The following is a 24,003-nucleotide window of genomic DNA, read 5'->3' as shown; positions in this document are numbered from 1 at the left end:
GGATGATATACCCGCTCTATCCGCCGGTCTAGGATTCGTTCTATGCGCCTCTTGCCGTCTTTTGATGTGTCAATGACGATTTTTTATTCTATAGACTCGGTCTCGGGTAATTGCTGCGCCGGTTTTTTGATACGAGTGACCGGGGAAGTCCATATGGGGTGACGGCGCTCCTGGCGGTAATAGGTTTCGTAAAGCGCTTGATAAACCATTTCGGACGCGGCCCAACGTTCCTTGCAAAAACTGGAAAGCATTAATCCTGAAACCCCGCCGCATACCCATCCCAGTAATAGCAACTTCTCAATAAACAAGACCACAGTAAAAATGGCCAATATCAAAGTCAGGCTGCGCGCTAATTTGGATTGCAATTGCAACGCCTCCACCTTGGCCACCACGGGGTTGTCGTTGTCCCTAAGCCTATCCAAGGCTTCGTGATATTGACTCAACAACGGGTCGTTGGTGGTTAAAGCCAGATTTTGCGCGCGCCGGTACCAACTATCCGTTTTCAGGCGTTTACGGTTCCGATATAAATAATCGTAAGTGGTATTGAGTATGTCGTGCGACAAGCGTTTGACAATAAGGGAGATCGCCAGTGTCAGCAGCAGAAAAATCAATGCACCTGCCGTGCTGGCGGCAAACGGGTCAGGCAAACGCTGCAATGCGGGGTGAATCTGTTCTCGATAATTAAAGAATACTGCTACCAAAGTAGCGGACGGCAGAGCGATGCCGACTTGTTCGATCGGGTCTGTGAATAGTTTGCCGATCAGCGTGCTAAGCGGGTTTGACATTTTGTCCCTCCTTCTAAGTTGGGAAAAATGAGTTGCGGGACGCGGTGCGCCCGGTTGCTTTGACCGTTGGTCATTAGATAGCAAACGCGACGAAACAGCAACTCAATTGATAAAGCGATTATGCCGACACTGGCGTGTATGAGGATGTACGAAAATACCCAAGCTTTGGATGCATTTTTCACTTTCCTAGCGACAAAAAATAGTGCGTCCGACTTTAGATCATTAACCCGCGCCTCAAATGGCGTCGTTCGCACGAAGATAGGCGCCTGGAGATAGTTAAAAACTGGATTTCCGTATATTCAAGAAAATGTTTCCGGCACAGTACATTTGCTTACTCGTTAAAAACCGGTAAAACTGGCGTACAGTGAACGAACAAAGAGGCCTAAACAGGTTCCCCATTTTGGCTGGAATGGCGGATTAGGGACCCTGCAATGGCCTCGATAACTACAAGAGGGGAGTGCGTCATGATAGACCAGCAAAGACTAACCGAGCTTTATCAGACTTTTGTTAAATGGTTATGCGTGTTTTGGGCGTGGCTCAAATCGACGTGGCAAAGCCTATCCAAACCTAAACCGGGTACCGACCAGCCCGACGGCAGTGAGCCTAAGCGTTCACCGGTATGGTTATACGTGCTGTTGGGGATTTTTGTAATGTCGCTATTCGCCGGCGGCGAACGCATCCAGGGCCAGGAAATTCCCTTTAGCCAGTTCTTAACCCTGGTTAACGACAATAAAGTCGAAAACGCCGTGGTTACCCAGCGATTCATCAACGGCACATTAAAAGAAGAAGATAAGAAAATCGGCAAGCATTTCTTCACCGTGCCGCTATGGGACGAGTCGCTGGTTAAAAATCTGCAAGAGCATAAAGTGGAATATGTGGTCAGAAGCGGTGACAACTGGTTGAGCAATTTGCTGTTTAACTGGGTAATTCCGCTGGCGATTTTTGCCGGCATATGGATGTGGCTATTGCCGAAAATGACCGGCGGAGCAGGGCGCGGCTTTTTGAACTTGGGCAATAAAATCCGGATCCAGCAGGAAACCTCTAAAACCACTTTTGATGACGTGGCCGGCGCGGAAAGCGCGAAGCAGGAATTAAAAGAAACCATTGAGTTTTTAAAATCCCCGGAAAAACTGCAAAAGTTGGGCGGCCGCATGCCCAAAGGCGTGTTGTTGGTCGGCTCGCCGGGTACCGGCAAGACCCTGTTGGCCCGCGCGGTGTCCGGTGAAGCCGGGGTGCCGTTTTTTAACATCAGCGCCTCCGAGTTTATCGAAATGTTTGTCGGTATCGGCGCGGCGCGGGTGCGGGACTTGTTCGAACAAGCCCGGCAAAAATCCCCTTGCATCATCTTTATAGACGAACTGGACGCGATTGGCCGTTCCCGTGGCGGCCCGGCTATGCTGGGTGGCAACGACGAACGCGAGCAAACCCTGAACCAGTTATTGACCGAAATGGACGGCTTCGACGCCACCTCCGGCGTCGTGGTGATGGCAGCCACCAACAGGCCGGAAATCCTGGATAGAGCTTTGCTGCGTGCCGGCCGCTTCGACAGGCAAATTGTGGTGGATAAACCCGACCTGATCGACCGGGTGGCTATCCTGAAATTGCACAGCAAAGCCATGCAATTGGACAAAGATATCGACTTAAACACGGTTGCTAAACGCACACCCGGTTTCGTCGGCGCCGATCTGTCCAACATCGCCAACGAAGCGGCGATATTGGCTGCGCGCGGCGGCCGCGACACCGTCAATATGGCAGATTTCGAAGCAGCCATAGATAGAGTGATGGCCGGCCCGGAAAAGAAAAACCGCATTCTCGGCCCGGACGAAAAGCGCCGAGTGGCTTATCACGAAGCCGGTCACGCGCTCGTCGCAGAAAACGTGCCCACCGGCCAGCCGGTACATAAAATCTCCATCATCCCGCGCGGTGTCTCAGCGCTGGGTTTTACGTTGCAGTTGCCGGTCGAGGAAAAATATCTTTCCACCGAAAACGAACTGAAAGACCAATTAGCCATCCTGCTTGGCGGCCGAGTGGCTGAACAATTGGCGCTACAAAGCATTTCCACCGGTGCCCAAAACGATCTGGAAAAAGCCAGCGAAATCGCCCGCAACATGGTTTGCTACCTGGGCATGAGTAAAAAACTCGGGCCGCTAATCTACGGACAACGCCAGCAACTGCAATTCCTGCCCGGCGACGTCAACGAGCAACGCAACTTCAGCGAGGAAACTGCCCGAGTCGTCGATGCTGAAATCAAAGCCTTGATCGAAGACGCAGAACGCCGCGCGCAAAAGATATTAAGCGAGAAACGCGGTTATTTGGATAAGTTGGCCGAGCTGTTGCAGGAGAAAGAGGTGATTCAGCGGGAGGAGATGGTGGCGTTGATTGGCGGCGGTAAGTAAGAGGCAGCTATTGTGGAAAATCCACAATAGCTGGTGGGAGTAAAGACAAGCTAGGGTAGTGCCAGGAGGTCAACTAAGTGCATTCGCCCAAGCGCTATCAATCCATTATTGCTAGCGAGCCATTTTGAAAGCGCAACACGATTTACGCCGCCACCGCTGCTCGAGCTTTGAGATATGAACCGTTCATTGGCATCTTCACCAACAATTACAATATGATCAATGTCCAACGCGCGATCACGATCCCATGAATATTCAGCAAAATCGATTCCTACCAGACAACCCGGTTTAAACATATCCTCAGTCAACCAATTTGCTGAAATAATTTGACTAGTGATCTTGCCTACGTTAGTAATCTGCTCGTCTGAATAAGTAAATAATTGACTAGGCTTAGTGGAAAGACTATAGGCATTTAATATTTCTTTAGATAAAAGGTAAATCCAACCAGAACAGTCAACATATTCTTTTTGCTGCAAATCTTTCCATGTTTTTGCTTTGTCCCCTAATGAATATTTAATGGTATCGAACTCAAGAGTACGATCCGCGATTATCTGGGCTGCTTTATCTCTATTAACTGAGGAAAGGACAGGAGAGTTTTGAAAATACTGTATCAACCACTTGCGTCTAACTACTCCGGATTTTCCCGTGTTAATCCCGCTCAAAACGTTTCCAGAAACCCATGTTAAATCCGATTTCTGAGCATCTATTTCAAACAGATCTCCTAGCCTCAGTTCACCAATAATACTACCGCGTGGCGTGGATCTAATATTTAAAGCTGTTGCAATGCATTGGAATGTTGTTTTCATCTGGGGCTATCCTGGTAAAAACTGGTAAAATAAAACTCTTTCTATGTGATTTTTAAACCGGTAGATCTTCAATTTTGCATCTATTTTGGTTTTTTGATATACACCAATTGTCAATTGCGGTTTCCGGCTCGGGAAAGGCAAGGTTCAATAACTCAAATCCAGCTGTTATAAAATCTGTATAAGGCTTTTTTAATTTTAATATTCCAAAATTATTGGCGTTTGTGGAAAATGCTTTTACGCCCATGAAACCAGGTAGTTTTTGTGTGAATTTATAGAATTCACTTGAGCTCAATGAGACATCTTCTGGTACCCCAACATTATATTCGGTGCTTAGTAAGCTGTTAATTCCACCTACTCTTGCTAGCGGGGATGCTACAAATTCAATCAGCTTGGCTTGACTATTTTTCGGCGGGACCCAGTAAACTAAGCGTCCCCAGTGAATGTCCCCTGTGAGAATAATAAAGCTTACGCCCCGCTCGTTAATATTATTTACGAGATTGCTAAGTAGCTCTTGATATTCTCGCTTATAGTCTTCTAGTGCGTTATCAAATAGTGTGTTAACGAGCTTAATTGGTCCCTGCATCAATGGTTGACCAATGACCAACAAGCCAATTCGTTCAACTGTGTTAATCCACGATATTAATGCGGACTTTTGCGGCGCAGATAATGTGTGAGGTTTGTTGGCATCTCTATTCGTACGGTCAGTGCGGGTATCTGAAATAAATAAGTCTATACCTGCTAATTTGTAGGAAGCCCAGCAACGCTCAAATTCAAGCGGAGAATCTCCTATCATATTCATTACACCTTGATTTCTCCAAAACGCTTCTTGTCCACATTTTGCCCAATTTGATTTATTCTCACTCCAACTCCTTGTTAAATAAGGCATTGATTCGGGATATCCGTTCCAATATTCATGATCATCGCATGTAAACACATTCGCTCCCTTTTTTAGAAGGCCTCCAAGTCTGTCCGCTTGAAAAGCCTTCTGGTAGCGGTCTTGGTATAACATTTTTGGTGAAATAGAATTGAATGCTGCTGGAACATCCGCATATATCTGGTCACCAGAAAATATTTTCAGATGAGGGATATTATTTTTTATGAAATTTTCCATCCTGATTGGATATTCAACAAATTGGTCAGAAGGAAAGTAGCATGATGATAGAGCGATAACTAACTCGTCTTCCGGATGCTCTAAAGAGACTGGCGGGGTTCTTATTAGTATAGTTTCATCATCATTGGTAGCTTGAAATTTTGGCTTTATCACATATTTCTCATTTGGCTTAAGACCGGTGATGAGAGCGATGTGGCTATCTAATCCCAATGCACCAGGTATTGGGTCAAGACCAATTATATTTTCATTATTGCTATTTGGAGTGATTTCTAGGTGATTACTTGCTTTGCATGGTAAGTGGGAAGGCCAGCCATCAACTCTTAATCGTAGCGAATATGTATTGCCTTCAGCGTTAATTGCTCCGGGATACAACTTCAGATCTGCCATATTTATCTCCTAAATCTGGCGCCAATTCCTACTATAGTTTGAAGTAGACTTTTACCTGCTTCAGACCCAAGTGTGAGAGCTCCAAATCCGAATAGAAAACCAATAATTTGGATGTGAGAATCTGATTTAATAAAAATAAAATTAATTGCAAAAGCCTCGGTAATTGCAAGAAATGCCGAAAAGGAACGAAGTTGCCTGTGATAGCGGAATTCAGCCGACTTCAGCGCATTTGCGAGTTCACGTTCGGCTCGGATTACTCCAGGTAGGAAAGATTCGATAAACTGAACCCTCCATACATAAAATAGAGCAGGGCTTACATCTTGTCCTTCAGTATTTAAGATATTAATCCAGTTCCGTAAGGTATTTTTTAAGATTTGATCCTTATGGTCGTCTAAGTTGGTTAGAACTGCATCTAATATATTTTGTGCATCATTAGGATTGCGTATATTCAAACGAATCAGTTCATCTAATGCCGTAGCTGTCTGTTGGACTCCCAAGGGTGCCATTAATTTGGATATATCCGAAACATTGCGAATATCGGCATCTGACACCTCTGTAATTGGGCTGTCTCCAACTGAGCGTAATAAAAAGCTCTGAATTAGCCGCACTTGCTTGCCAGATTTCTTATAATGATCACGAATTCTTTTAGGGAAAGTTGTCGGTATTCCAACCACAAATCCTTTAAGAATATCTGATGCAGAGCGTTTCAGTTCTTCTTTATCGTCTAATCCGTTTTCTGTGCCATACACTATATAGTTTAATGCTTCCCAATATCTTCTGGTTCTGGATCCAAATAGCTTCCACAACTCGATGATGCCTTGATGAAATGGAATAAATGTCACTGTCAGTTCAATTACACTGTATATTTCGTTGAAGTTTATTGCCATGACAACCTCTATTGAATAAATTCAATTAATTGTATATTTAAGATTGTGCTCGTCATTATTCAAACTCATTGTAATTTGGTTTTTGATGCTTGCCAAAGACAGCATGTTAGCACTCCCGTGTCATTTTTTTATTGAGTCGGAATTTATTGGGTAAGTATTCCCGTTAAGTTTTATAGGGTTTTCATCATCGTTATACTATATATGTGTTAATTTAGTGATTTGAATTTATGTGGCGTTAAACCTATTTAGTTAGGTTAAGGGTTAAGATTATTATCGTAGAAATGTTTATTTGGTATAAGATTGAATAAATAATTTGAATTATAGTCCATGGCGATCATTAACTTACGAGTTAATATTTATATGTTGCTATTTCTTATCTTTTGAATTTTCTTCTGGAATAGTTGCGACACTGATTTGTAGTATGGCCGCGTCTGTGGAATTTAGTTTTGCTTCTAAATATTTCAGTTCTTTTTCAATATCTTTAATTTTTGACTCATCGCGATTTGATGCCTTTCTTTCGTTATCTAAGGTTTCGCGTAGTGTGCTAATTTTATTTTCCAATGCCTTCTTCTGGTTTAACAGGTTTTCTATTGCTTTATTGGAGGTCTCTAGCTTTATCTGATTTTTTCCAGCTTTATCCAAAAGTGAACTGAGTCCATCGTAAAATGAGCACTTATTGTGATAATTCATTGCGTCGAAACGTATTTCTCCGAGTCCTATTGCTTGGGATGCGTTTTTATAACTTGTTAGTTTATCGTTCAAAAAATTTTGTCGGTTAGTATTGATTTCCATTAGTATTGCTGGTGTAACAACATTTTGAAAAACCTCTTCATTCATTATGGCCTGACTGCCGGTCAGGAAACTAGCAGAACCCGCAAGAGCTTGTGCCGCGCCGACGCCAGACATACTACCAGCAATACCTGCGCCAGTTGCCATGACTTGAAATATGGTATTCATTGCGGTTCTATTACCGTATATATGTGATTTGTGTATTTCACAAATTTCATCTGATCTACTTATTAAATAAGTAAGACATCCCAATGAATAGGCATTAATGCTTGCGAGTTGTGCTTCGCTAATTTTTAACTTTTCAATAGCCAAATCGAGTTCGGATTTTTTGTTTTCGGCTGTTTCTTTCCATTCATTGGCTAAAATCCTACTTTCGTTAGCTATAGGCACTAGACTTATCTGTTTTTTAGCCTGTTTTTCAACACTTAAAGCTTCTTTCTCATGCTCTTGTGCAATTTTGTTTGATTTCTCTAAATCTTTCTTTAATGTTTCAATTATTTTTTTATCTTCTATAATATTTTCTTTGTATTTCAATGCGTTTTCATTAGGATTTTTATTTTCGCATTGCTCAAAATATAATCTATCTGCATTTGTATTTTTATTGTTTGAGTCGTTTATAGAAATTGTCTGATATTCACATTCATCTTTAACAATAAAGCTACCAAAATTTTTTGTTGACGTGTCTTCGCTTAAAGTGCTTAACCAATGTTTGCCATCTGGCGCACTATAGTTTTTACATTCCGGACTGCGAAATAGCGGTGCTACTCTCGCATGAGATGCTGCTGGATCAAATATGTGTTTATCAATAAAAGCGCACCCATTTGTTATGAATATAAGGCTAAATAGGAATATTTTTATTTTCATTTTATTGGCCTGGGATATTTTCAGTAATAATCTGTTTTTTTTTAGATATTGTCTACGGTGTATTTGTACTAGTACAAATGTACTGCGCGACATTAAAGCTAACCAACATTTACAATCGGATGAAATTACATTTGGACGGCTCTATCCATGAATATTCTCCTGATCGACGACCATTTCTGCGCCCGCGAGGGTGTGGCTTGTTTGTTGAAACAAATCATTCCGGAATTACAGGTGTTTGAAGCGGAGAGCTTCGACGAGGGGTTGACCTTGGCTCAGCAAACGCCGTTGAATCTGGTTATGTTGGATGTGCAGTTGCCCGGCAAGGATGGGTTGGCGGGGCTGGTGGAATTGAAGGCGGCATTTCCGGATTTGTGCGTGGTGATGTTTTCCGGGCTGGACGATAGGGAGTTGGTATTTAAGGCGCTAAGGGCGGGAGCTATGGGATTTATCGTCAAAACTGTATCTCGGCAGGCGTTTGTCGATGCGTTGCGGGACGTGTTGGCCGGGAAGGTTTATTTGCCGGCATCCGCGGTGGGCCCGCAACGAACTGTCGATTCATATGCCGGCCATGTTACAGAAATACCTAAGGTATCCGATTCGGCCAGTTTAGGCCTGACAGCGCGCGAGTTCGAAGTGCTGACTTGGTTAGCACAGGGGATAGGCAATAAGCAGATTGCTCGGCAGTTGGGTATAGAAGAACAAACGGTGCGCAATCATCTGCGGCCGATTTACCAAAAATTCGGTGTCGCTAAACGTACCGAGTTGTTGGTGAAGATTTTTGAGCGGGGGATTGTGTTTGGGAAGCCGGGGGTGGGGAATTGACGGCTTTGAAGTTGAGGGGATTTATATAGAATCTCCCCTAGCCCCTCTTTTTCTAAGAGGGGAATTAATAGCGCCAAAGCTTAACTTAACGCCAATGGTTAATAAACGGATTTTCTTTGTTGACTATCCTTCACACGGATTTGGTTATCTGCAACGTTTTAACCATGGTTTCCCTCAGGGCTTTGGCGCCGGCAGGTTTGCGCAGAATGGCGGTGTGTGCCGGCAACAGGGCTTTTTCGTGGTCCGAGATGGCGCGGGCGGAGAGGATCATGGCCGGTACCGGCCCACAAGCGCTGTGGACTGCGGCGATAATGTCGTGGGCGGTTTCGCGGTTGCCCAGGTAAAAGTCGGTGATCAATAAATCCGGATCTCTATCGTTTTCGGCTAGTAGTGCTGCGGTTTCCGTGAGCGATGCTGCTTCCTGTACCAGGCAGCCCCAAGCTCTGAGTTGCTTGGCGATGGCTTGCAATACCTCGGCGTCGTCGTCCACCACCATCACAAAGTAGCCGGAGAAGTCGCCGTTTTGATCTAATCCGATGTATATAGCCAGCATCGGCTCGGCAACCGGTAGTTGGATTTTAAAGTCGCAGCCAAAACGCGAACCGCATACCAAGCTCAGACTGTGTTCGGGTAAACATTTAACGGCTGCGGCCACGTAAGCCAAGCCTATGCCCAAGCCCGGTACTATGTTGTCGTTCTGGCGACGCTGGTTACGAACAAATTCCTTGAATACCTCTTCGCGCATTTCCTCGGCGATCCCGGGGCCGCTGTCACAGATATGTAGCGTCAGACGGTGCTTACCGGTTTTTACAGCAGAGACCAATATCCAGCCACTCTCGGTATATTTGATGGCGTTATCCAGCAAATTGCCGAGAATTTGCCGCAGGATGTTGCTGTCGCTGCATAGGTTGTAAGGCTCCTGGCGGCGTAAAACTACTTTAAGCCGGATGCCGCGCTTGGCGGCTTGCGGGGCATATTGATTTTCCAGGCTGGTCAGCAGCGTATTGAGATCGATATTGGCCGGTTGCGGAATTTGCCGGCCGGTTTCCAGGTTGGCGATGTCCAATACATGGTTAAAGGCGGCGTTCAATTAGTCTATCACCAGGCCCATGCGGTTGAGCATAAATGCCGCGTTATTACCGGCCGGCTTTGTTTGCGCGGCGTCCAATACGGCGGCGTAGCAGGCCAACGCTTGAAGTGGTTGGCGCAGATTGTGGCCCATTTGCTGTAAAAAGCGGGTTTTGTCTTCCGCATTGACCTGGGCTTTGCGTTTTTCGCGGAAGGATTTGCGGGCGTAAGCTTCCAATTGACAACGAGTGCAGACGCCGAAGATATTGACGATGCAAAGGTTCAGAATAGACGGGATCAAGTCAATCATAGTCAGCCCAAGCCAATAGCCGGCCAGCGGCATGGTCAGCGCAGTACTCCAGCCAAAACTCATTGTCGCCCGCAACGACATGAACATTTGCCCGTAACTGAAAAAATACATGGGCAATAGGGCCGGCCAGGTTTCAGCGTAGTAGCGGGGATTACCGTCGTACAGCAAGATGGCGATTAAATTGGCTGCGGACAGTCCGGCGCTGAGTTTGGCGATGGTGTTGATTTTTGCCGCTGCTTCTACGCAGACATTTAGGTATCTGAATAAGCCCAAAAGTACCAGGACTATGGGAAGTCTTAAGATGGCTTCTGCGGTTGAGGTATTACCTGTATGCAGATCCAGCAGGATATAGACCAGGAATGCGACGGCTCCCAAGCCTAACGCCCATTTGAGGGGGCTTAGTAATACTAGGTAACGTTCTCTTCCCAAAACTGCCGTTCGCTATCTTCATTGAACTGCGGGATGGCAAACAGTTTGGTGAGGCTGAGCGATAGTTTGGTATCGAGAAAAAGTCCGAGCGGACGGTGGGTGGGGGCGCGAAAAAAAGCCTTGCCGGCAAGATGTTCGATGAATGGATTTGGTACGCGCATGCCGCCGGTCTTGGTCGCAACCATCGTACTCGATGCGGCGCAAAGAGCGCATCAGTTTTTCCGATAGCCAAGTTATTGTTGTTTTTGTAGCTGGGCTTTATTTTCTCTATTCCGGTAGGCCTAAGCAAGAAAAGTTAGCTAACGCACCAACAAATTCTATTGGCCTTAAACACTTTGCCGCCAGCGTTGATAAAGTAGGCGTAAAATCAGCGCACATTGCAGCGCGGCAAAAGCTAACGCCGAGAATGCGGAATCCGCCCATAGTGGAAAGAATAACGCTGAAACGCTGGTCATGCCGACTGCGCCGAACAGGCCGGGGAGAATGCCGTACAGCAGCGCTGCGGACAGTAAACTCAGGCTAAACGCGCGTTGCGGATTTTTGCCGTAGCAAAAAAACAGGTAAACGGCGCAATCGCGTAGTACTAATAGTGCGACAGCCAGTGGGTAGGCATGCAGGGAGATGTCCAGCCAGGCAAAGCGTTGCTCTTGGAAGCTCAGAAATATCGCAAACGGCAGGCTTAGCGCAAAACTCAATGCGCTCAAGGGTAGTTCCTCACCCACTCGGCGCCAGTTGCCTTGTTGCCAATAATCCAGTAAACGTTTGATGCGCATCGGCTCGTGCCGTTCGACGATGACGCCAATGTAAGTTAAAGCGCTGCAAACGGCTAAAGCAGCCAGGGAAAAGGAATAGTGGGTATTGGGAATAAAGCCGCCCAAATAGACAATCAAAAACAGCGTAAAACCCAGCCAGGCCCAGGGTAAATTTCGCAAACTCAAGTCTTGCGCCAGCAAGCGATAATTGCCCATGACGCACCAGAATAAGGCGAAAAGCAGGCTTATTTGGTGCAAAGTCTGTGGGTTAACGGTCAGGTTATACCAGGTGTTGCTTTGAAAATGACCGGGCAAATAATTTGCCGTTTCGGTTAAATCAGTCAAAGACGGCATGAAAACGAGGAAGCCCACCAATACCAAAATGAGTATCGAACCGGTTTTTAGCTGGCCGCGTTGCACTGCCAGCAAACCGAGTAAAAGACCGGCGCTTTGTACCAGTAACGCGGTGCCGATGGCGTAAAAAAACAGCAAGGGTAGGGCGGCCGGATTGTCGGTCGCCAGCGCATGGACTAGCAAGCAGATACCAGCGCAGTACCAAACCATACTGGTGCTGCCCAGCAGTTTACCCCAGGTCATTTCCCACGGCCCGAGAGCTGACAGGCGTTGCGTATCCCAGGTCCGGTCGCGGTATTCTTCGACGATGCTGTCCAGGCTTTGCCGGGTGCCCCATAGCAGCGTGATCAGCATGAATAGCGTCAGCGCGGCTTGCGCCGTTATGTTGCCCAGCCGGTAGTCGTCCAAAAAATAGCTTAAGGTAAACACCGTGCCCAGCACGATTGGCGCACCTACCATCCGAGCTGGCGAGCATTCCAAAATCAGCTGGCGTTCAAATTCGGGATTCAGATTCATGAGCTGTGGCGGATAGTTTGTAGGTAAGCGTCTTGCAGATTGCTGGCGACCGGGGCGAATTCGCAGACCGGTAAATCCAAAGCGATGAGGGCTTTCAATACTTGGTGTTGTTGAGCCGCGTCGCCGTTCAGCTGCAATACGGCTTGTTGTTTATCGTCGCTGTTCAACACCTTAACATCGGGTAGCGATTGCAGGCGTTGCAGCAGGTTTTCTACTGGATGTGCCAGCAGTAATTTAAAGGGTTTTAGCAAGGACGGCGCTTTCACCGCAACTTGTTCGACGATTTTGCCGTGACGCAGCACCAGCATATCGGTGCAATAGGCTTCCAGTTCGGCGAGGATATGCGAGGACACCAGCAGTGTCATGCCTTGGGCTTGCAGGTCTAAAAATAGCTCGGCCAGTTCATGGCGAGCTTCCGGGTCCAAGCCGGATGCCGGTTCGTCCAGCAACACCACCGGCGGTTTGTGGATGATGGCTTGGGCGATGGCTACCCGTTGACGTAGGCCGCGCGATAGCTCGGCTGGGCTGTTTTCCAATCTATCTTGAATATGTAAACGCCGGCTGACAGCTTCGATGGCGGCGGGGCAATCAGTTGCAAAAATGCCCTGGGCGCGGGCCACGAAATGCAGGCATTGCCGCACCGTCAAGCGTTGATAAAGCCCAAAAAAATCCGATAAGTAGCCGATGATGCGATGGCACTCGCGCGGTTGTTCCAATACGTCGATGCCGGCGATGTTGATCGCACCGCTGACCGGTTGATCCAGCGCCGCCATGCAGCGCAGCAGCGTGGTTTTGCCGGCGCCGTTGGGGCCGACCAGCGCGGTGATGCTGCCGGCAGCGATGTCGAACGACACATTGTCCAATGCGCGCAGGCCAGGGTATTCGAAAATCAGCTTATCGACGGAGACCATGTTTAGTTTTGATGAAGGCTTGGGTAAAAAATGATGCGGGTTCGATGATACCGCTTTTTCGTTTGCCGGACGCCGATTATCGGCTTAGGCTGCTTGGGTATGAATTTTGCTGCATTTCTGGGGTGAGTTTGGCTGATAAACTCCGAGTACGCCCGAAATTAAGGCCTACACCAATCCCGCTTGACCATGCGGCGGGGCGCGAAACTGTGTATTATTACTCGCAATAACGGTGCTTTATCAGGCGAATGAGTAACGACTCAATCGCGATACAGATGAGTGCACGCAAAGACTGGTTATTTTTAAACATCAAGTAGGAGAAATGAATGCATAACGTCACGTTGATTAAAGGTGATGGTATTGGCCCTTCGATCATGGACGCCGCCGTGGCGGTGATCAACGCTTCGGGTGCGAAAATTCATTGGCATGAGGCGGACGCCGGCATGTCGGCTTATGAAAGAACCGGCACGCCGCTGCCGGATGCGACGATGGAATCTATCGCCCAGACTCGGGTGGCGTTTAAAGGACCATTGACCACGATGGTGGGCGAGGGGTTTAGAAGCATCAACGTGGAACTGCGTAAACAATACGATCTCTACGCCAACGTACGGCCGGCGAAAAGCTGGAAAGGCGTAAAAACCCGTTACGACGACGTCGATATTGTCATCGTGCGTGAGAACACCGAAGGCCTCTATGTCGGTTTGGAACATTATCTAACCCCGGCTAAAGACATTGCCGAAAGCTTGGCCGTGGTCACCAAGGCCGGTTCCGAACGTATCGTGGAATACGCCTTTAAGTATGCTATCGATAACAATCGTAAGAAAGTGACGGTCTGCCACAAAGCCAATATTTTGAAATACACCCAGGGCTTGTTCCTCAGAGCGGCACGGGAAGTGGCGGCCAAATATCCGGGCATCGAATTCGACGAAAAAATCGTCGATGCCGCTTGCATGCATATGGTGATGAAGCCGGAACAGTTTGACGTGGTTGTTACCACCAATATGTTTGGTGACATTTTGTCGGATTTGACTGCGGGTTTGGTAGGCGGCTTGGGCTTGATCCCTGGTGCGAACATAGGTGCGGACGCCGCGCTGTTCGAAGCGGTACATGGCAGTGCGCCGGACATAGTCGGCAAAAATATTGCCAACCCTACAGCGGTGATGATGGGTGGCGTGATGATGCTGAACCATTTGGGCGAACACGACGCGGCTACCCGAATGCTGAACGCGATTGAAAAAGTCGTGAACGGCGGTGTCTATGTCACCCCGGATTTGAACCCGGACACCAAATACGGCACCCAGGAAATGGGTCAAGCCATCGTCGATGCGATGGAGTGATTAACCAGCGGCGGAGGCGGTTATGAGTGCGCAACCTAAATTCGATAAGCCTTGGATGTCTGTTGAGGATTATCTGGCAGCGGAATTGCTCAGCGACATAAAGCATGAGTATGACGCCGGCGAGCTGGTGGCCATGTCGAGTGCCAGCAAGAATCATGAGCGCATCAAGATGAGTTTGGCTCGACTGTTGGGTAATCATTTACAAGGCAAGCCTTGTGAACCCTTCAGTTCCGATGTCAAAGTTAAGATCGGCCAGTATCTGTTCTACCCCGATGCGATGGTGGTTTGCGAAGATACCTCGACCCACGACTATTATGCCGAAGCGCCAGTCTTGATCGTCGAAGTGCTGTCCAAATCCACTCGCCGCCGCGACGAAACCATCAAGCGCCGCTTGTACCAAACCATTCCCAGCTTGCTGGAATATGTGCTGATCGAGCAGGACATCGTCGATTTCGAGGTCTGCCGGCGTAGCGAAGGCTGGGTCTCCAATCATTACTTTCTCGGTGATCAAGCCCGCTTCGAGTCAGTGGATTTAACGCTGGATGTTGCCGAGATTTATCAGCGGGTTGATAACGACGACATGCGTACTTTTATCGCCGAACAGGCCGCCGCAGACCAAGCGTCCCAAGTCCAATAATTTTTACCGGAAATCATCATGCTAGAACAATACCGAAAACATGTCGCCGAACGCGCTGCCGAAGGCATCGTTCCCAAACCACTGGACGCCGAACAAGTCGCCGCGCTGGTTGAATTATTGAAACAGCTGCCTGCCGGCGAAGAAGCGTTTCTGCTGGATTTGTTGGAAAACCGCATACCAGCCGGCGTCGACGAAGCGGCGTATGTCAAAGCCGGTTTTTTGACCGCCATTGCTAAAGGTGAGGCGACATCGCCACTATTAACAGCTGAAAAAGCCACCGAATTGCTCGGCACGATGCTGGGTGGTTACAACGTCGCACCGTTGATCGAATTGCTGGACAACGCCACGTTGGCGCCGATTGCCGCGAAAGCGCTGTCGCAAATCTTGCTGATCTTCGACGCCTTCCACGATGTGCAGGAAAAAGCCGAAGCCGGCAACGCTTACGCCAAACAGGTACTGCAATCCTGGGCTGATGCCGAATGGTTTACCGCCAAGCCGGAAGTGCCGGAAAAACTCACCGTGACAGTGTTCAAAGTCACCGGTGAAACCAATACCGACGATTTGTCACCGGCACCGGATGCCTGGTCCAGACCGGATATTCCATTGCACGCCAAGGCGATGCTGAAGATGCCGCGCGACGGCATCACCAATGCAGAGCAACAAATCACCGAACTGAAAGCCAAGGGCTTCCCGGTGGCCTATGTCGGCGACGTGGTCGGCACCGGCTCGTCGCGCAAATCCGCTACCAACTCGGTGTTGTGGTTCATGGGCGACGATATTCCGTATATCCCCAACAAGCGCGGCGGCGGTGTTTGTATCGGCGGTAAGATCGCGCCGATTTTCTTCAATACCATGGAAGATTCCGGCGCACTGCCGATCGAATGCGACGTCACTGGCATGGCGATGGGCGACGTGATCGATATTTATCCTTATCAAGGTATCGTCAAACGGCATGATACGGACGAAGTCGTCTGCGAGTTTGCTTTGAAAACCGAAGTGATCTTCGACGAAGTCCGCGCCGGTGGCCGGATTCCGTTGATCATTGGTCGCGGCTTGACCGACCGTGCCCGGCAATTCTTGGGCTTGCCTGCCTCCACGGTATTTCGCCGCTTGTGCGAAGCCGCCGACACCGGCAAAGGTTTTACCCTGGCGCAAAAAATCGTCGGCAAGGCTTGCGGCGTGGCCGGCGTGCGGCCGGGTAGTTATTGCGAGCCTAAAATGACCACGGTCGGTTCGCAAGACACTACCGGCCCGATGACCAGAGACGAGTTGAAAGACTTGGCTTGCCTGGGCTTCTCAGCCGACTTGGTGATGCAATCGTTCTGCCACACTGCCGCTTATCCGAAACCGGTGGACGTGCAGATGCAGCATACATTGCCGGACTTCATCATGACCCGCGGTGGGGTATCTCTACGTCCCGGCGACGGCGTGATTCACTCTTGGTTGAACCGCATGTTGTTGCCGGATACCGTCGGCACCGGCGGAGACTCGCACACCCGTTTTCCCATCGGTATTTCCTTCCCGGCCGGTTCCGGCCTGGTGGCCTTCGCTGCGGCGACCGGCGTTATGCCCTTGGATATGCCGGAATCGGTATTGGTGCGCTTCAAGGGCCAGATGCAACCTGGCATTACGTTGCGCGATTTAGTCAACGCTATTCCTTATGCGGCATTGAAAAGCGGCTCATTGACCGTCGCCAAGCAAGGTAAGAAGAACGTGTTTTCCGGCCGGATTTTGGAAATCGAAGGTTTGCCGGATTTGAAAGTCGAGCAAGCGTTCGAATTATCCGACGCCTCGGCCGAGCGATCCGCAGGCGGCTGCACGATCAAGCTCAACGAAGCGCCGATTCGCGAGTATTTGAATTCCAACATCACCTTGCTGAAATGGATGATCGCCGAAGGTTACGGCGATGCCAGAACCATTCAGCGCCGCATCAAAGCGATGCACGATTGGTTAGCCAATCCGGTATTGATGGAAGCGGATAAAGACGCGGAATATGCGGAAATCATTGAAATTGACCTAAATGAAATCACCGAGCCATTGTTAGCTTGCCCAAACGACCCGGATGACATCAAGCCTTTGTCGGAAGTGGCGGGCACCAAGATCGACGAGGTGTTCATCGGTTCCTGCATGACCAACATCGGCCACTTCCGCGCCGCCGGCAAGTTGCTGGAAAAAGCCGGGGCCTTGCCGACACGTTTGTGGGTAGCACCGCCGACCAAAATGGATCAAAACCAGTTGGTGGAAGAAGGCTATTACGGCACCTTCGGCAAGGTCGGAGCACGCACCGAAATGCCCGGCTGCTCCTTGTGCATGGGCAACCAGGCGCGAGTGGCGGAAGGTTCGACCGTGGTATCGACATCGACCCGCAACTTCCCCAACCGTTTGGGCAATGGTGCGAACGTCTATTTGTCCTCAGCGGAATTGGCAGCGGTGTGCTCGCTATTGGGCAAGATTCCGACGGTTGCTGAGTATATGCAATATGCCGCCAGCATCGAACAAACCAGCGCGGATACCTATCGTTATCTTAACTTCGATCAAATTGATAGTTATCAGGATAAGGCCAAGGAAGTCGCTTAGCCCGGCGGATTTTAGGCATCGTGCCGTAGCAGGCGCGGTAACCCGGTTTTAGCTGGGCTACCGCGTCGCACCCAGTGGGAAAATATTTACGTCTTCCACTTGCAAAAAAAATTACAGGCTATCAATAATCTCCAGGCAGCGCTGAAAAGCACTACGGACGATGAAAAAGGTCATTGCAAGCGGGTAGGATAGATAGTGCTCAGGTAGTGCCAGACAAATCAGCACCAATACCGCAACGGCGCAGGAATCGAAGCGGGCCAAATATTTTTGCATATAGCGCAAGGATTCTTGGGATTCCCAATCAAACTGCGGACTTTTGTTGATTAAAGCCAGTAGCATCCAACTGCTAAGCAAAGCAAAATAAACTGGAAACACGCTGAATTGCGGTGAGCCGTCGCTGAATTGCGGGCTCCAGTAACCGTACCAAGTCCATAAGCCTGTGGAGGCAAAACCATCGTGCCATATTTTGCTGGGTACTAATTTCAAACAACCACTCAATAGAAAAAGCACCGCAAGGCACGCTCCCGCACCCCATACGGCCTCTATATTCAGTAAGGGTAAAAATGCATTTTGGGTTAAGGTTAGGGGAGTTAAGATTAGACAGCAGACGATGAAAATAGGCATGGTAGTAACAATGGCTTTTTTAAGTTTTACACAGTCTGCCATAAGCTCGACGGATTTGAGCAATCGATATAAGCGGCTTACCTGGCTCGAAATTTCCTGAGCTTCTGATGCGGGCTCAAACTGGAGTCACGATATTTGCAAGCGCCTGTCCTTACGTTGCGACCTTTTTGATTGTGACGTGCTTTTGCACCGAGCGTCAATCACACAATAATTGGGTTATTTCAGTTATTGCATATTCTCGCTTGCTATCCCTGGCTAAAGATTCACTCAATTTTCAATTGATTAAATGCATCTGCAAAGCGGAACGGAGTTGGGTGATCCTTTGTTCGGCCTGATCACCCGCATACGGCAGGCTGGCGAACTTTCCCCATACCGGCGCCGGCCAGGCTTTATCGGTTTGATAGCGCACCACATGGTGCAGATGCAATTGCGGGACGAGATTGCCGATTGCGGCAATATTGAGTTTGTCGGGGCGATAAATACTCGCCAGTGCCTCGGCAAGCAGACAGGACTCGCTTTGCAGAGCCTGTCTATCCGCCTGTCCAAGCTGATAAATTTCTCTGATATTGTGGCGCCTGGGCACCAGGATGAACCACGGGTATTGGCTATCGTTCATCATTAACAATTCCGATAGCGCAAAGCTTCCTACGTTAAAACAATCTTGCGCCAGTTGTTGATGAAGTACGAAATCGGGCATGGTTATCTCAAATGACGAATAAAATATTTAGCTGACTGTGGTTCTGTAAAAGCCGATGTGCCAAAACCATCAGGGACGACGCAACAACTGCTCGCACAATGCCGGTAACGGTGGCGGTGGTAGCGGCACGCTTTTCGACGGTGCTTTGGCTTCCGCGGAAAACCACCAGGCCAAACTGGCGTCGCAACCGTCACCGGCAGGCAATGGCTCTTGCGAGTCGCAATGCGGGCTGTGCGCGGGGCATTTCAAGCGCACATGAAAATGATCGTCATGTTTCCACCATGGGCGAATCTTGCGCAACCATTCGCCGGCTCCGGGACTTTTAGTGGTGCACAATTCTTGTTTGATGCTGGGGTTTACAAAAATCCTGTCGACCTCCGGTTGGCGTGCGGCGGCTTCCAGTACCTTTGCCAGGTCCGGCGACCAATGCCGGTAATCCATACTATCGTTTTGCATATTCACGACTGACGGTGCGCTCCAAGTTTCGCGTTCGTTGGCCGTCAATTGCCGGTTACTGGCTGGTTCGGATAACAAAAACCATATATCCACATCCAAGCCCGACTGATGGCTGCGATGTCCGCTCAAGGTCGGGCCGCCGCGCGGTTGGCCCAAATCGCCGATCAACAACGAGCCCAATTTATGCTCGGCGCTGAACTGGCCCAGATGCTGGATAAAGCCGATTAAGTTAGGATGCCCATAATAGCGGTGGCGCGATAAGCGCATGACTTGATAGCCTTGGCCGTCCAGGGGGAGGGTGGCCGCGCCGCTGATGCAGCCGCTGGTGTAAGTGCCGATGCTTTCGCTGGGTTCCTGGGTCGGTGTGGTGATTTTGGCCCAGTCTTGAGCGGTCGAGCCGGCCGTAGCGTCGATGTTAACGCCCAACGCGGCAACGCTTACTAAAATGGATGAAATGCTAGCTAGGCGCATGGTCAATTGGCAAGGAAATGGAATAACGGGCCGCGATTATACCGTTGGCTTGCCGATAGCGGCTATCGCATCGGTCACTCGCCGCCCCAAACTCATGCTGGGGATTTCCAGCCAATGATAAAACAACAAAGAAACCCCTTGTACGCAGCCGATAGTGATAAGCCAGCCGCCAAACCAAAGTGCCAGCCGATTTTCGGTAAACCCTTCCAAAAATTTTAAAACCAGCGGCGTTAGACAAATCAGAATCGCCATGTGGCTGAGATAGGCGCTGTAAGACACTTTGCCGATTTGCCGTAACATCGGTTGCGATAGCACCTGCTGTGCATCTTTAGAACCTAGCACGAACATCAAAATCAAGCCGGCTCCCAAACCGGAACCCAGCCAGACTGCGGTATCCCCAAATATGTCGGACGGCACAAAAGTGCCGCAGGTATAAAACGCTAAGCCGGTCAATAGCAACAAACGCCGTTGCCAGCGTCGGCCGGACAGGTAATGGGTCAGATCGGTGTAGTGTCTGGCAATGGTCATGCCCAATAGAAAATGCAGCAAGAAAATCGACACACCCAATAGGCTGGTCGCCAGCAAGCCAAAAAATACCAGCCAAGAACTGCCGCGTCCCGCCAGCAATAAGCCTACCGGCAGCAGCAAAGACAAGACCAATTCGATACTTAAAGTCCAAGCTTGCGGCAGTAGTACGATCAAGGCGGGCAATTTCAATAAAAAACTCTCACGCAGCATGTCGGCGGGCGTTAACGGAAATTTATGCCACATGCCGGTTATCCAGTCAGTTGCCGGCAGACTGGTCTTCAGTATCGCGCTGTCGAAGGTGTTCACAAACAGGCCGGCGCTGATCAGTAAAACCAACAAGTACGGCAACCAGATCCGAAACATCCGATTAATCAAAAAACGCGCCAAATGAAATTCGCTCAGATCGGGCATGTGTCCGGCGCGAAAATAGCGTAAAGACAGCACCACGCCACTGAGCACGAAAAACATCGATACTGCCGCCGAGCCGTCCCACCAAATGTGTAGCGGCGAGAAATCCAATAGTTGCTGGCAAAGTGGCGTTTCGCAGGGTAGGCCATAGGCGATGACGAAATGTTCGCTGATAACGGCCAAGGCCGCCAGGCCGCGAATGGTGTCCAGGTAACTGATATGTGTTTTAGGTGCCACAGGCGAATCTTATTTTGGAGTAGTCAGTGTCGGCTGGCATAGGTATAGCAGGCTTTGGCGATTCGGCTATCGAGCGCTGTTATATTTGCTGGGTTACGAAAGCAGACGCTGTTCAGATGCTGATCATCCGTCTTCAGACGTCATCCCCCGTCGGCAGGGATGAGGAAATGCCGTCAGAAAAACCAAGCAAAACCGCTGCTCAAGGCTTTAAACTAATTCCATTGCGATTTGCGCACGTTGAAATTGCGGCCCTTGATTTTGCCGGCCCGCAAGCAGGTCAAAGCCTTATCCGCACTGCCGCGTTTCACCGCTACATAGGCGTGTTTATCGAAGATGTCGATTTTGCCCACTTCGCCGCCGGCTATGCCGTTAGCGCCGGTGAGTGCGCCCAAAATATCGCCCGGCCGCATCTTGTCCTTGCGGCCGCCGTCTATCCATAGCGTGACCATCGGCGGCTCGAAGCGGTGTTCGCTGCTCAGTTTAAACGGCGCGATTTCGTCCCATTTCACGGAACCTGCCATATAGTCTTCGATGGCTTTCACGCGGTTTAACTCCGCTTCGCTGACTAAACTCAGTGCCAGGCCTTTCGCGCCGGCACGGCCGGTACGGCCAATTCGGTGCACGTACACTTCCGGGTCCCAAGGTAGTTCGTAATTGATCACCGCTTGCATGTCTTTGATGTCCAGGCCGCGCGCGGCAACATCGGTAGCGACCAGAATCGAACAGCTTTTATTGGCAAAACGCACCAACACTTGATCGCGGTCTTTTTGTTCCAAATCGCCATGCAAGGCCTGCACGGAAAAGCCGCAATTGGTCAATGTATCTGCCACGTCCTGGCATTCGCGCTTGGTATTGCAAAACACCACCGTCGATTCCGGGCGATGATAAGCCAGCAAATAACCGAGCGCATTCAGGCGTTTGGCTTTGTCTAGCTGATGAAAACGTTGTTCGATAGGGTTGTCCAGATGGCTGGTTTCGACGCTGACCGAGATCGGTTTGAATTGAAATTTCTGGCTCAAGGCGCGAATCGGCTCGGCGTAAGTCGCGGAGAATAGCAGCGTTTGCCGATGTGTCGGCGCGTAGGCAATTACGTCGGAGATGATGTCCGCAAAGCCCATGTCCAGCATGCGGTCGGCCTCGTCCAGCACCAATACTTTTAAATGATCCAGGCGCAAGCTGGCTTTTTGCAGATGTTCCTGCAATCGGCCCGGAGTACCCACCACCACATGCACGCCGTGTTCCAGCGAACTGCGCTGCGGCGCGAACGGTGTGCCGCCGCACAAGGCCAGCACTTTAATATTTTGCGTGAAGCGGGCTAATTGGCGGATTTCTTTGCAGACCTGATCGGCCAATTCGCGGGTAGGGCAAATCACCATGGCTTGCACTTTAAAGCTGCTCAAATCCAGCCGCGACAACAAGCCAATGCCAAACGCCGCCGTCTTGCCGCTGCCGGTCTTAGCTTGGGCGATCACATCCTTGCCTTCCAGAATATGCGGCAGACTTTCGGCCTGGATTGGTGTCAGGTGGGTGTAACCCAGCGATTCGATGTTTTCCAGCAGGGCGGGTTTTAATGGCAGGGACGAAAATTCGGGTGTATTCACAAAGGCTCTAATCGATATGATGCGGCGCGCTTGCCGACATGCGGGAGGCCATGATACCAGAGTTGCAGATTGGGTCCTTGCCGAATCAACGGGCTGCCAGCTTGCCATTCGCGGTCGATTTTTCACTTATCGGCCGATAAACAAAATTGTCCGCCGTTCAAACATTAAAAATATCGATCATTCGCTTGAAGCCGAAGGCAGACAAGCGCAATTAAAGCTTGGCTCCAAACGACGACCAAAAACACGATTGAGTTGGTGTCGCAAATGTGGGGGAGGCGAAGGTTGTTTGACTTGGAGATGAGAACCGTTCAACACCCGGTCACTCGAGCGGGAATTTCGAGAGGCGCTGGCGAAACAAATGACCGGTTTTTGTTGAACATTACATTGGCGTTTGGTGCATGTTTTAGCACAATCCCTTGACCTCATTTTTTGATACAGTAGATCATCAAGTGACGCCTGGAAAACCCTATGAGAACCACTGTAACCATAGACGATGCGTTGTACCAAAAGGCCCTGGAAATGGCTGATCCAGGTATGGATAAGACCGAAATTTTCCGGGAAGCGATGAAAACCTTCGTCCGAATCCAGGCCGCCAAACGCTTGGCTGCCTTGGGCGGAACCCTACCGGAGATGGCCGATATTCCCCGAGAACGCGGCCAAACCGAACCGTCTGCATGATATTGGTCGATACCTCGGTTTGGGTTGACCATTTCAAAAAGTGCAACGAAGACCTGGTGCGTTTGCTTGTTTCCGATTCGGCGTTGATTCACCCGCTGATCGTTGCCGAATTGGCTTGCGGTACGCCGCCCGCGCCGAGAACCCAAACCCTGAACAACCTGCGTCAGCTAAGGTATTGCAATCAAGCCGGTTTGCAGGAAGTGGAAGACTTTATCGAACGTGAAGCACTATATGGCTTGGGTTGCGGACTAATCGATTTGCAGTTGCTAGCCTCGGTTTTGATTACGCCCGGCGCCAAGCTGTGGACGTTGGACAAGCGGTTGGCGAAACTTGCCGAGCGGTTTGGGGTGGATTGCTGGTCGTAAATTGATTATTGCGCGTTCCGTTGCCTAAGCGCACGCTACGGGATGCTTGGTATTAGAGAATGCTTCCAAACCAAATGTAGGCTGGGTTGAATACAATGAAACCCAGCTTTGGTGCTGTCCTGGAGCGTCTAGGGCGGCGTTCCCACAAGGAGCGTGGGAACGATGAAAAATCCTCAATACATTATTTGCCTTCAAGGCGCGAGATA

22 protein-coding genes are annotated in these 24,003 nt (G+C 49.5%); 7 read left to right on the top strand and 15 right to left on the bottom strand.

All coding sequences use genetic code 11. The annotated features are described in order from the left end of the window. Positions 1-83: 83 nt before the first annotated feature. A complete protein-coding gene (locus JL719_RS11820) occupies positions 84-785 on the bottom strand; it encodes a hypothetical protein (protein WP_033156216.1) in 702 nt (233 codons plus the stop codon). Between the two features lie 464 nt (positions 786-1,249). On the opposite strand from JL719_RS11820, the gene ftsH reads away from it, so the two are divergent. Further along, complete coding sequence (gene ftsH, locus JL719_RS11815; RefSeq protein ID WP_033156217.1) at positions 1,250-3,181, top strand: ATP-dependent zinc metalloprotease FtsH; 1,932 nt, start codon at positions 1,250-1,252, stop codon at positions 3,179-3,181. A gap of 50 nt (positions 3,182-3,231) precedes the next feature. Here the strand turns inward: ftsH and JL719_RS11810 are convergent, their stop codons facing one another. From JL719_RS11810 to JL719_RS11795, 4 genes are all read right to left on the bottom strand, one after another. Continuing rightward, entirely contained in the window at positions 3,232-3,984 is a 753-nt protein-coding gene (locus tag JL719_RS11810; protein WP_033156218.1) for a hypothetical protein, read from the bottom strand. A 52-nt stretch (positions 3,985-4,036) separates the two neighbouring features. After that, complete coding sequence (locus JL719_RS11805) at positions 4,037-5,482, bottom strand: alkaline phosphatase D family protein (RefSeq protein WP_033156219.1); 1,446 nt, start codon at positions 5,480-5,482, stop codon at positions 4,037-4,039. Between the two features lie 2 nt (positions 5,483-5,484). After that, positions 5,485-6,369, bottom strand: a complete 885-nt coding sequence (locus tag JL719_RS11800; protein ID WP_033156220.1) for a hypothetical protein — start codon at positions 6,367-6,369, stop codon at positions 5,485-5,487. A 366-nt stretch (positions 6,370-6,735) separates the two neighbouring features. Beyond that, positions 6,736-8,022 (bottom strand): hypothetical protein, encoded by a 1,287-nt coding sequence (locus tag JL719_RS11795; RefSeq protein WP_033156221.1) that lies wholly within the window; start codon positions 8,020-8,022, stop codon positions 6,736-6,738. Between the two features lie 147 nt (positions 8,023-8,169). Here JL719_RS11795 and JL719_RS11790 point away from each other — a divergent pair, with 147 nt between their 5' ends. Continuing rightward, the gene (locus tag JL719_RS11790) at positions 8,170-8,844 is read left to right on the top strand and encodes a response regulator (RefSeq protein WP_033156222.1); all 675 of its coding nucleotides are present in this window, start codon (positions 8,170-8,172) and stop codon (positions 8,842-8,844) included. 130 nt (positions 8,845-8,974) lie between these two features. Here the strand turns inward: JL719_RS11790 and JL719_RS24070 are convergent, their stop codons facing one another. The 5 genes from JL719_RS24070 to JL719_RS11775 all read right to left on the bottom strand — a co-directional run bounded on the left by JL719_RS24070 (position 8,975) and on the right by JL719_RS11775 (position 13,184). Next, on the bottom strand, positions 8,975-9,934 hold the full coding sequence (locus JL719_RS24070) for a hybrid sensor histidine kinase/response regulator (RefSeq protein ID WP_225892843.1): 960 nt from the start codon (positions 9,932-9,934) through the stop codon (positions 8,975-8,977). After that, positions 9,935-10,597 (bottom strand): hypothetical protein, encoded by a 663-nt coding sequence (locus JL719_RS24065; protein ID WP_225892841.1) that lies wholly within the window; start codon positions 10,595-10,597, stop codon positions 9,935-9,937. Positions 10,598-10,629: 32 nt separating this feature from the next. Beyond that, positions 10,630-10,836: a hypothetical protein gene (locus JL719_RS24060; RefSeq protein WP_225892839.1), complete on the bottom strand. Its 207-nt coding sequence runs from the start codon at positions 10,834-10,836 to the stop codon at positions 10,630-10,632. A gap of 141 nt (positions 10,837-10,977) precedes the next feature. Next, the gene (locus JL719_RS11780) at positions 10,978-12,273 is read right to left on the bottom strand and encodes an ABC transporter permease (protein WP_033156223.1); all 1,296 of its coding nucleotides are present in this window, start codon (positions 12,271-12,273) and stop codon (positions 10,978-10,980) included. After that, positions 12,270-13,184, bottom strand: a complete 915-nt coding sequence (locus tag JL719_RS11775) for an ABC transporter ATP-binding protein (RefSeq protein WP_033156224.1) — start codon at positions 13,182-13,184, stop codon at positions 12,270-12,272. The genes JL719_RS11780 and JL719_RS11775 overlap by 4 nt, the downstream gene beginning before the upstream one ends. A gap of 323 nt (positions 13,185-13,507) precedes the next feature. Here JL719_RS11775 and JL719_RS11770 point away from each other — a divergent pair, with 323 nt between their 5' ends. From JL719_RS11770 to acnB, 3 genes are read left to right on the top strand one after another with little or no spacing between them, the layout of a single operon-like run. After that, positions 13,508-14,518, top strand: a complete 1,011-nt coding sequence (locus JL719_RS11770) for an isocitrate/isopropylmalate dehydrogenase family protein (RefSeq protein WP_033156225.1) — start codon at positions 13,508-13,510, stop codon at positions 14,516-14,518. 22 nt (positions 14,519-14,540) lie between these two features. After that, positions 14,541-15,155, top strand: a complete 615-nt coding sequence (locus JL719_RS11765) for a Uma2 family endonuclease (RefSeq protein WP_033156226.1) — start codon at positions 14,541-14,543, stop codon at positions 15,153-15,155. Positions 15,156-15,173: 18 nt separating this feature from the next. After that, positions 15,174-17,732, top strand: coding sequence for a bifunctional aconitate hydratase 2/2-methylisocitrate dehydratase (acnB, locus tag JL719_RS11760; RefSeq protein ID WP_033156227.1), 2,559 nt, complete (start codon positions 15,174-15,176; stop codon positions 17,730-17,732). A 111-nt stretch (positions 17,733-17,843) separates the two neighbouring features. On the opposite strand, the gene JL719_RS11755 is transcribed toward acnB, so the two are convergent. From JL719_RS11755 to dbpA, 5 genes are all read right to left on the bottom strand, one after another. Next, a complete protein-coding gene (locus tag JL719_RS11755) occupies positions 17,844-18,218 on the bottom strand; it encodes a hypothetical protein (protein ID WP_225893101.1) in 375 nt (124 codons plus the stop codon). Positions 18,219-18,630: 412 nt separating this feature from the next. Continuing rightward, the gene (locus JL719_RS11750) at positions 18,631-19,053 is read right to left on the bottom strand and encodes an HIT domain-containing protein (RefSeq protein ID WP_033156229.1); all 423 of its coding nucleotides are present in this window, start codon (positions 19,051-19,053) and stop codon (positions 18,631-18,633) included. Positions 19,054-19,122: 69 nt separating this feature from the next. Beyond that, entirely contained in the window at positions 19,123-19,980 is an 858-nt protein-coding gene (gene mepA, locus JL719_RS11745) for a penicillin-insensitive murein endopeptidase (RefSeq protein WP_033156230.1), read from the bottom strand. A gap of 36 nt (positions 19,981-20,016) precedes the next feature. Next, entirely contained in the window at positions 20,017-21,153 is a 1,137-nt protein-coding gene (locus JL719_RS11740; RefSeq protein WP_033156231.1) for an acyltransferase family protein, read from the bottom strand. Between the two features lie 212 nt (positions 21,154-21,365). Then, the gene (gene dbpA, locus JL719_RS11735; RefSeq protein WP_033156232.1) at positions 21,366-22,754 is read right to left on the bottom strand and encodes an ATP-dependent RNA helicase DbpA; all 1,389 of its coding nucleotides are present in this window, start codon (positions 22,752-22,754) and stop codon (positions 21,366-21,368) included. A gap of 468 nt (positions 22,755-23,222) precedes the next feature. On the opposite strand from dbpA, the gene JL719_RS11730 reads away from it, so the two are divergent. After that, positions 23,223-23,432, top strand: a complete 210-nt coding sequence (locus tag JL719_RS11730) for a type II toxin-antitoxin system VapB family antitoxin (RefSeq protein WP_033156233.1) — start codon at positions 23,223-23,225, stop codon at positions 23,430-23,432. Beyond that, positions 23,429-23,797 carry a type II toxin-antitoxin system VapC family toxin gene (locus JL719_RS11725; RefSeq protein WP_033156234.1) on the top strand — a complete coding sequence of 123 codons (369 nt, stop codon included), beginning with the start codon at positions 23,429-23,431 and terminating at the stop codon, positions 23,795-23,797. Before JL719_RS11730 ends, JL719_RS11725 begins: the two co-directional genes overlap by 4 nt. Positions 23,798-24,003: the final 206 nt, after the last annotated feature.

Source organism: Methylomonas sp. LW13 (genome assembly GCF_016865255.1).
Taxonomy (GTDB): Bacteria; Pseudomonadota; Gammaproteobacteria; order Methylococcales; family Methylomonadaceae; genus Methylomonas.
Note: the sequence above shows the minus strand (reverse complement) of the source record. Positions and strands in the feature narration are given on the sequence as shown.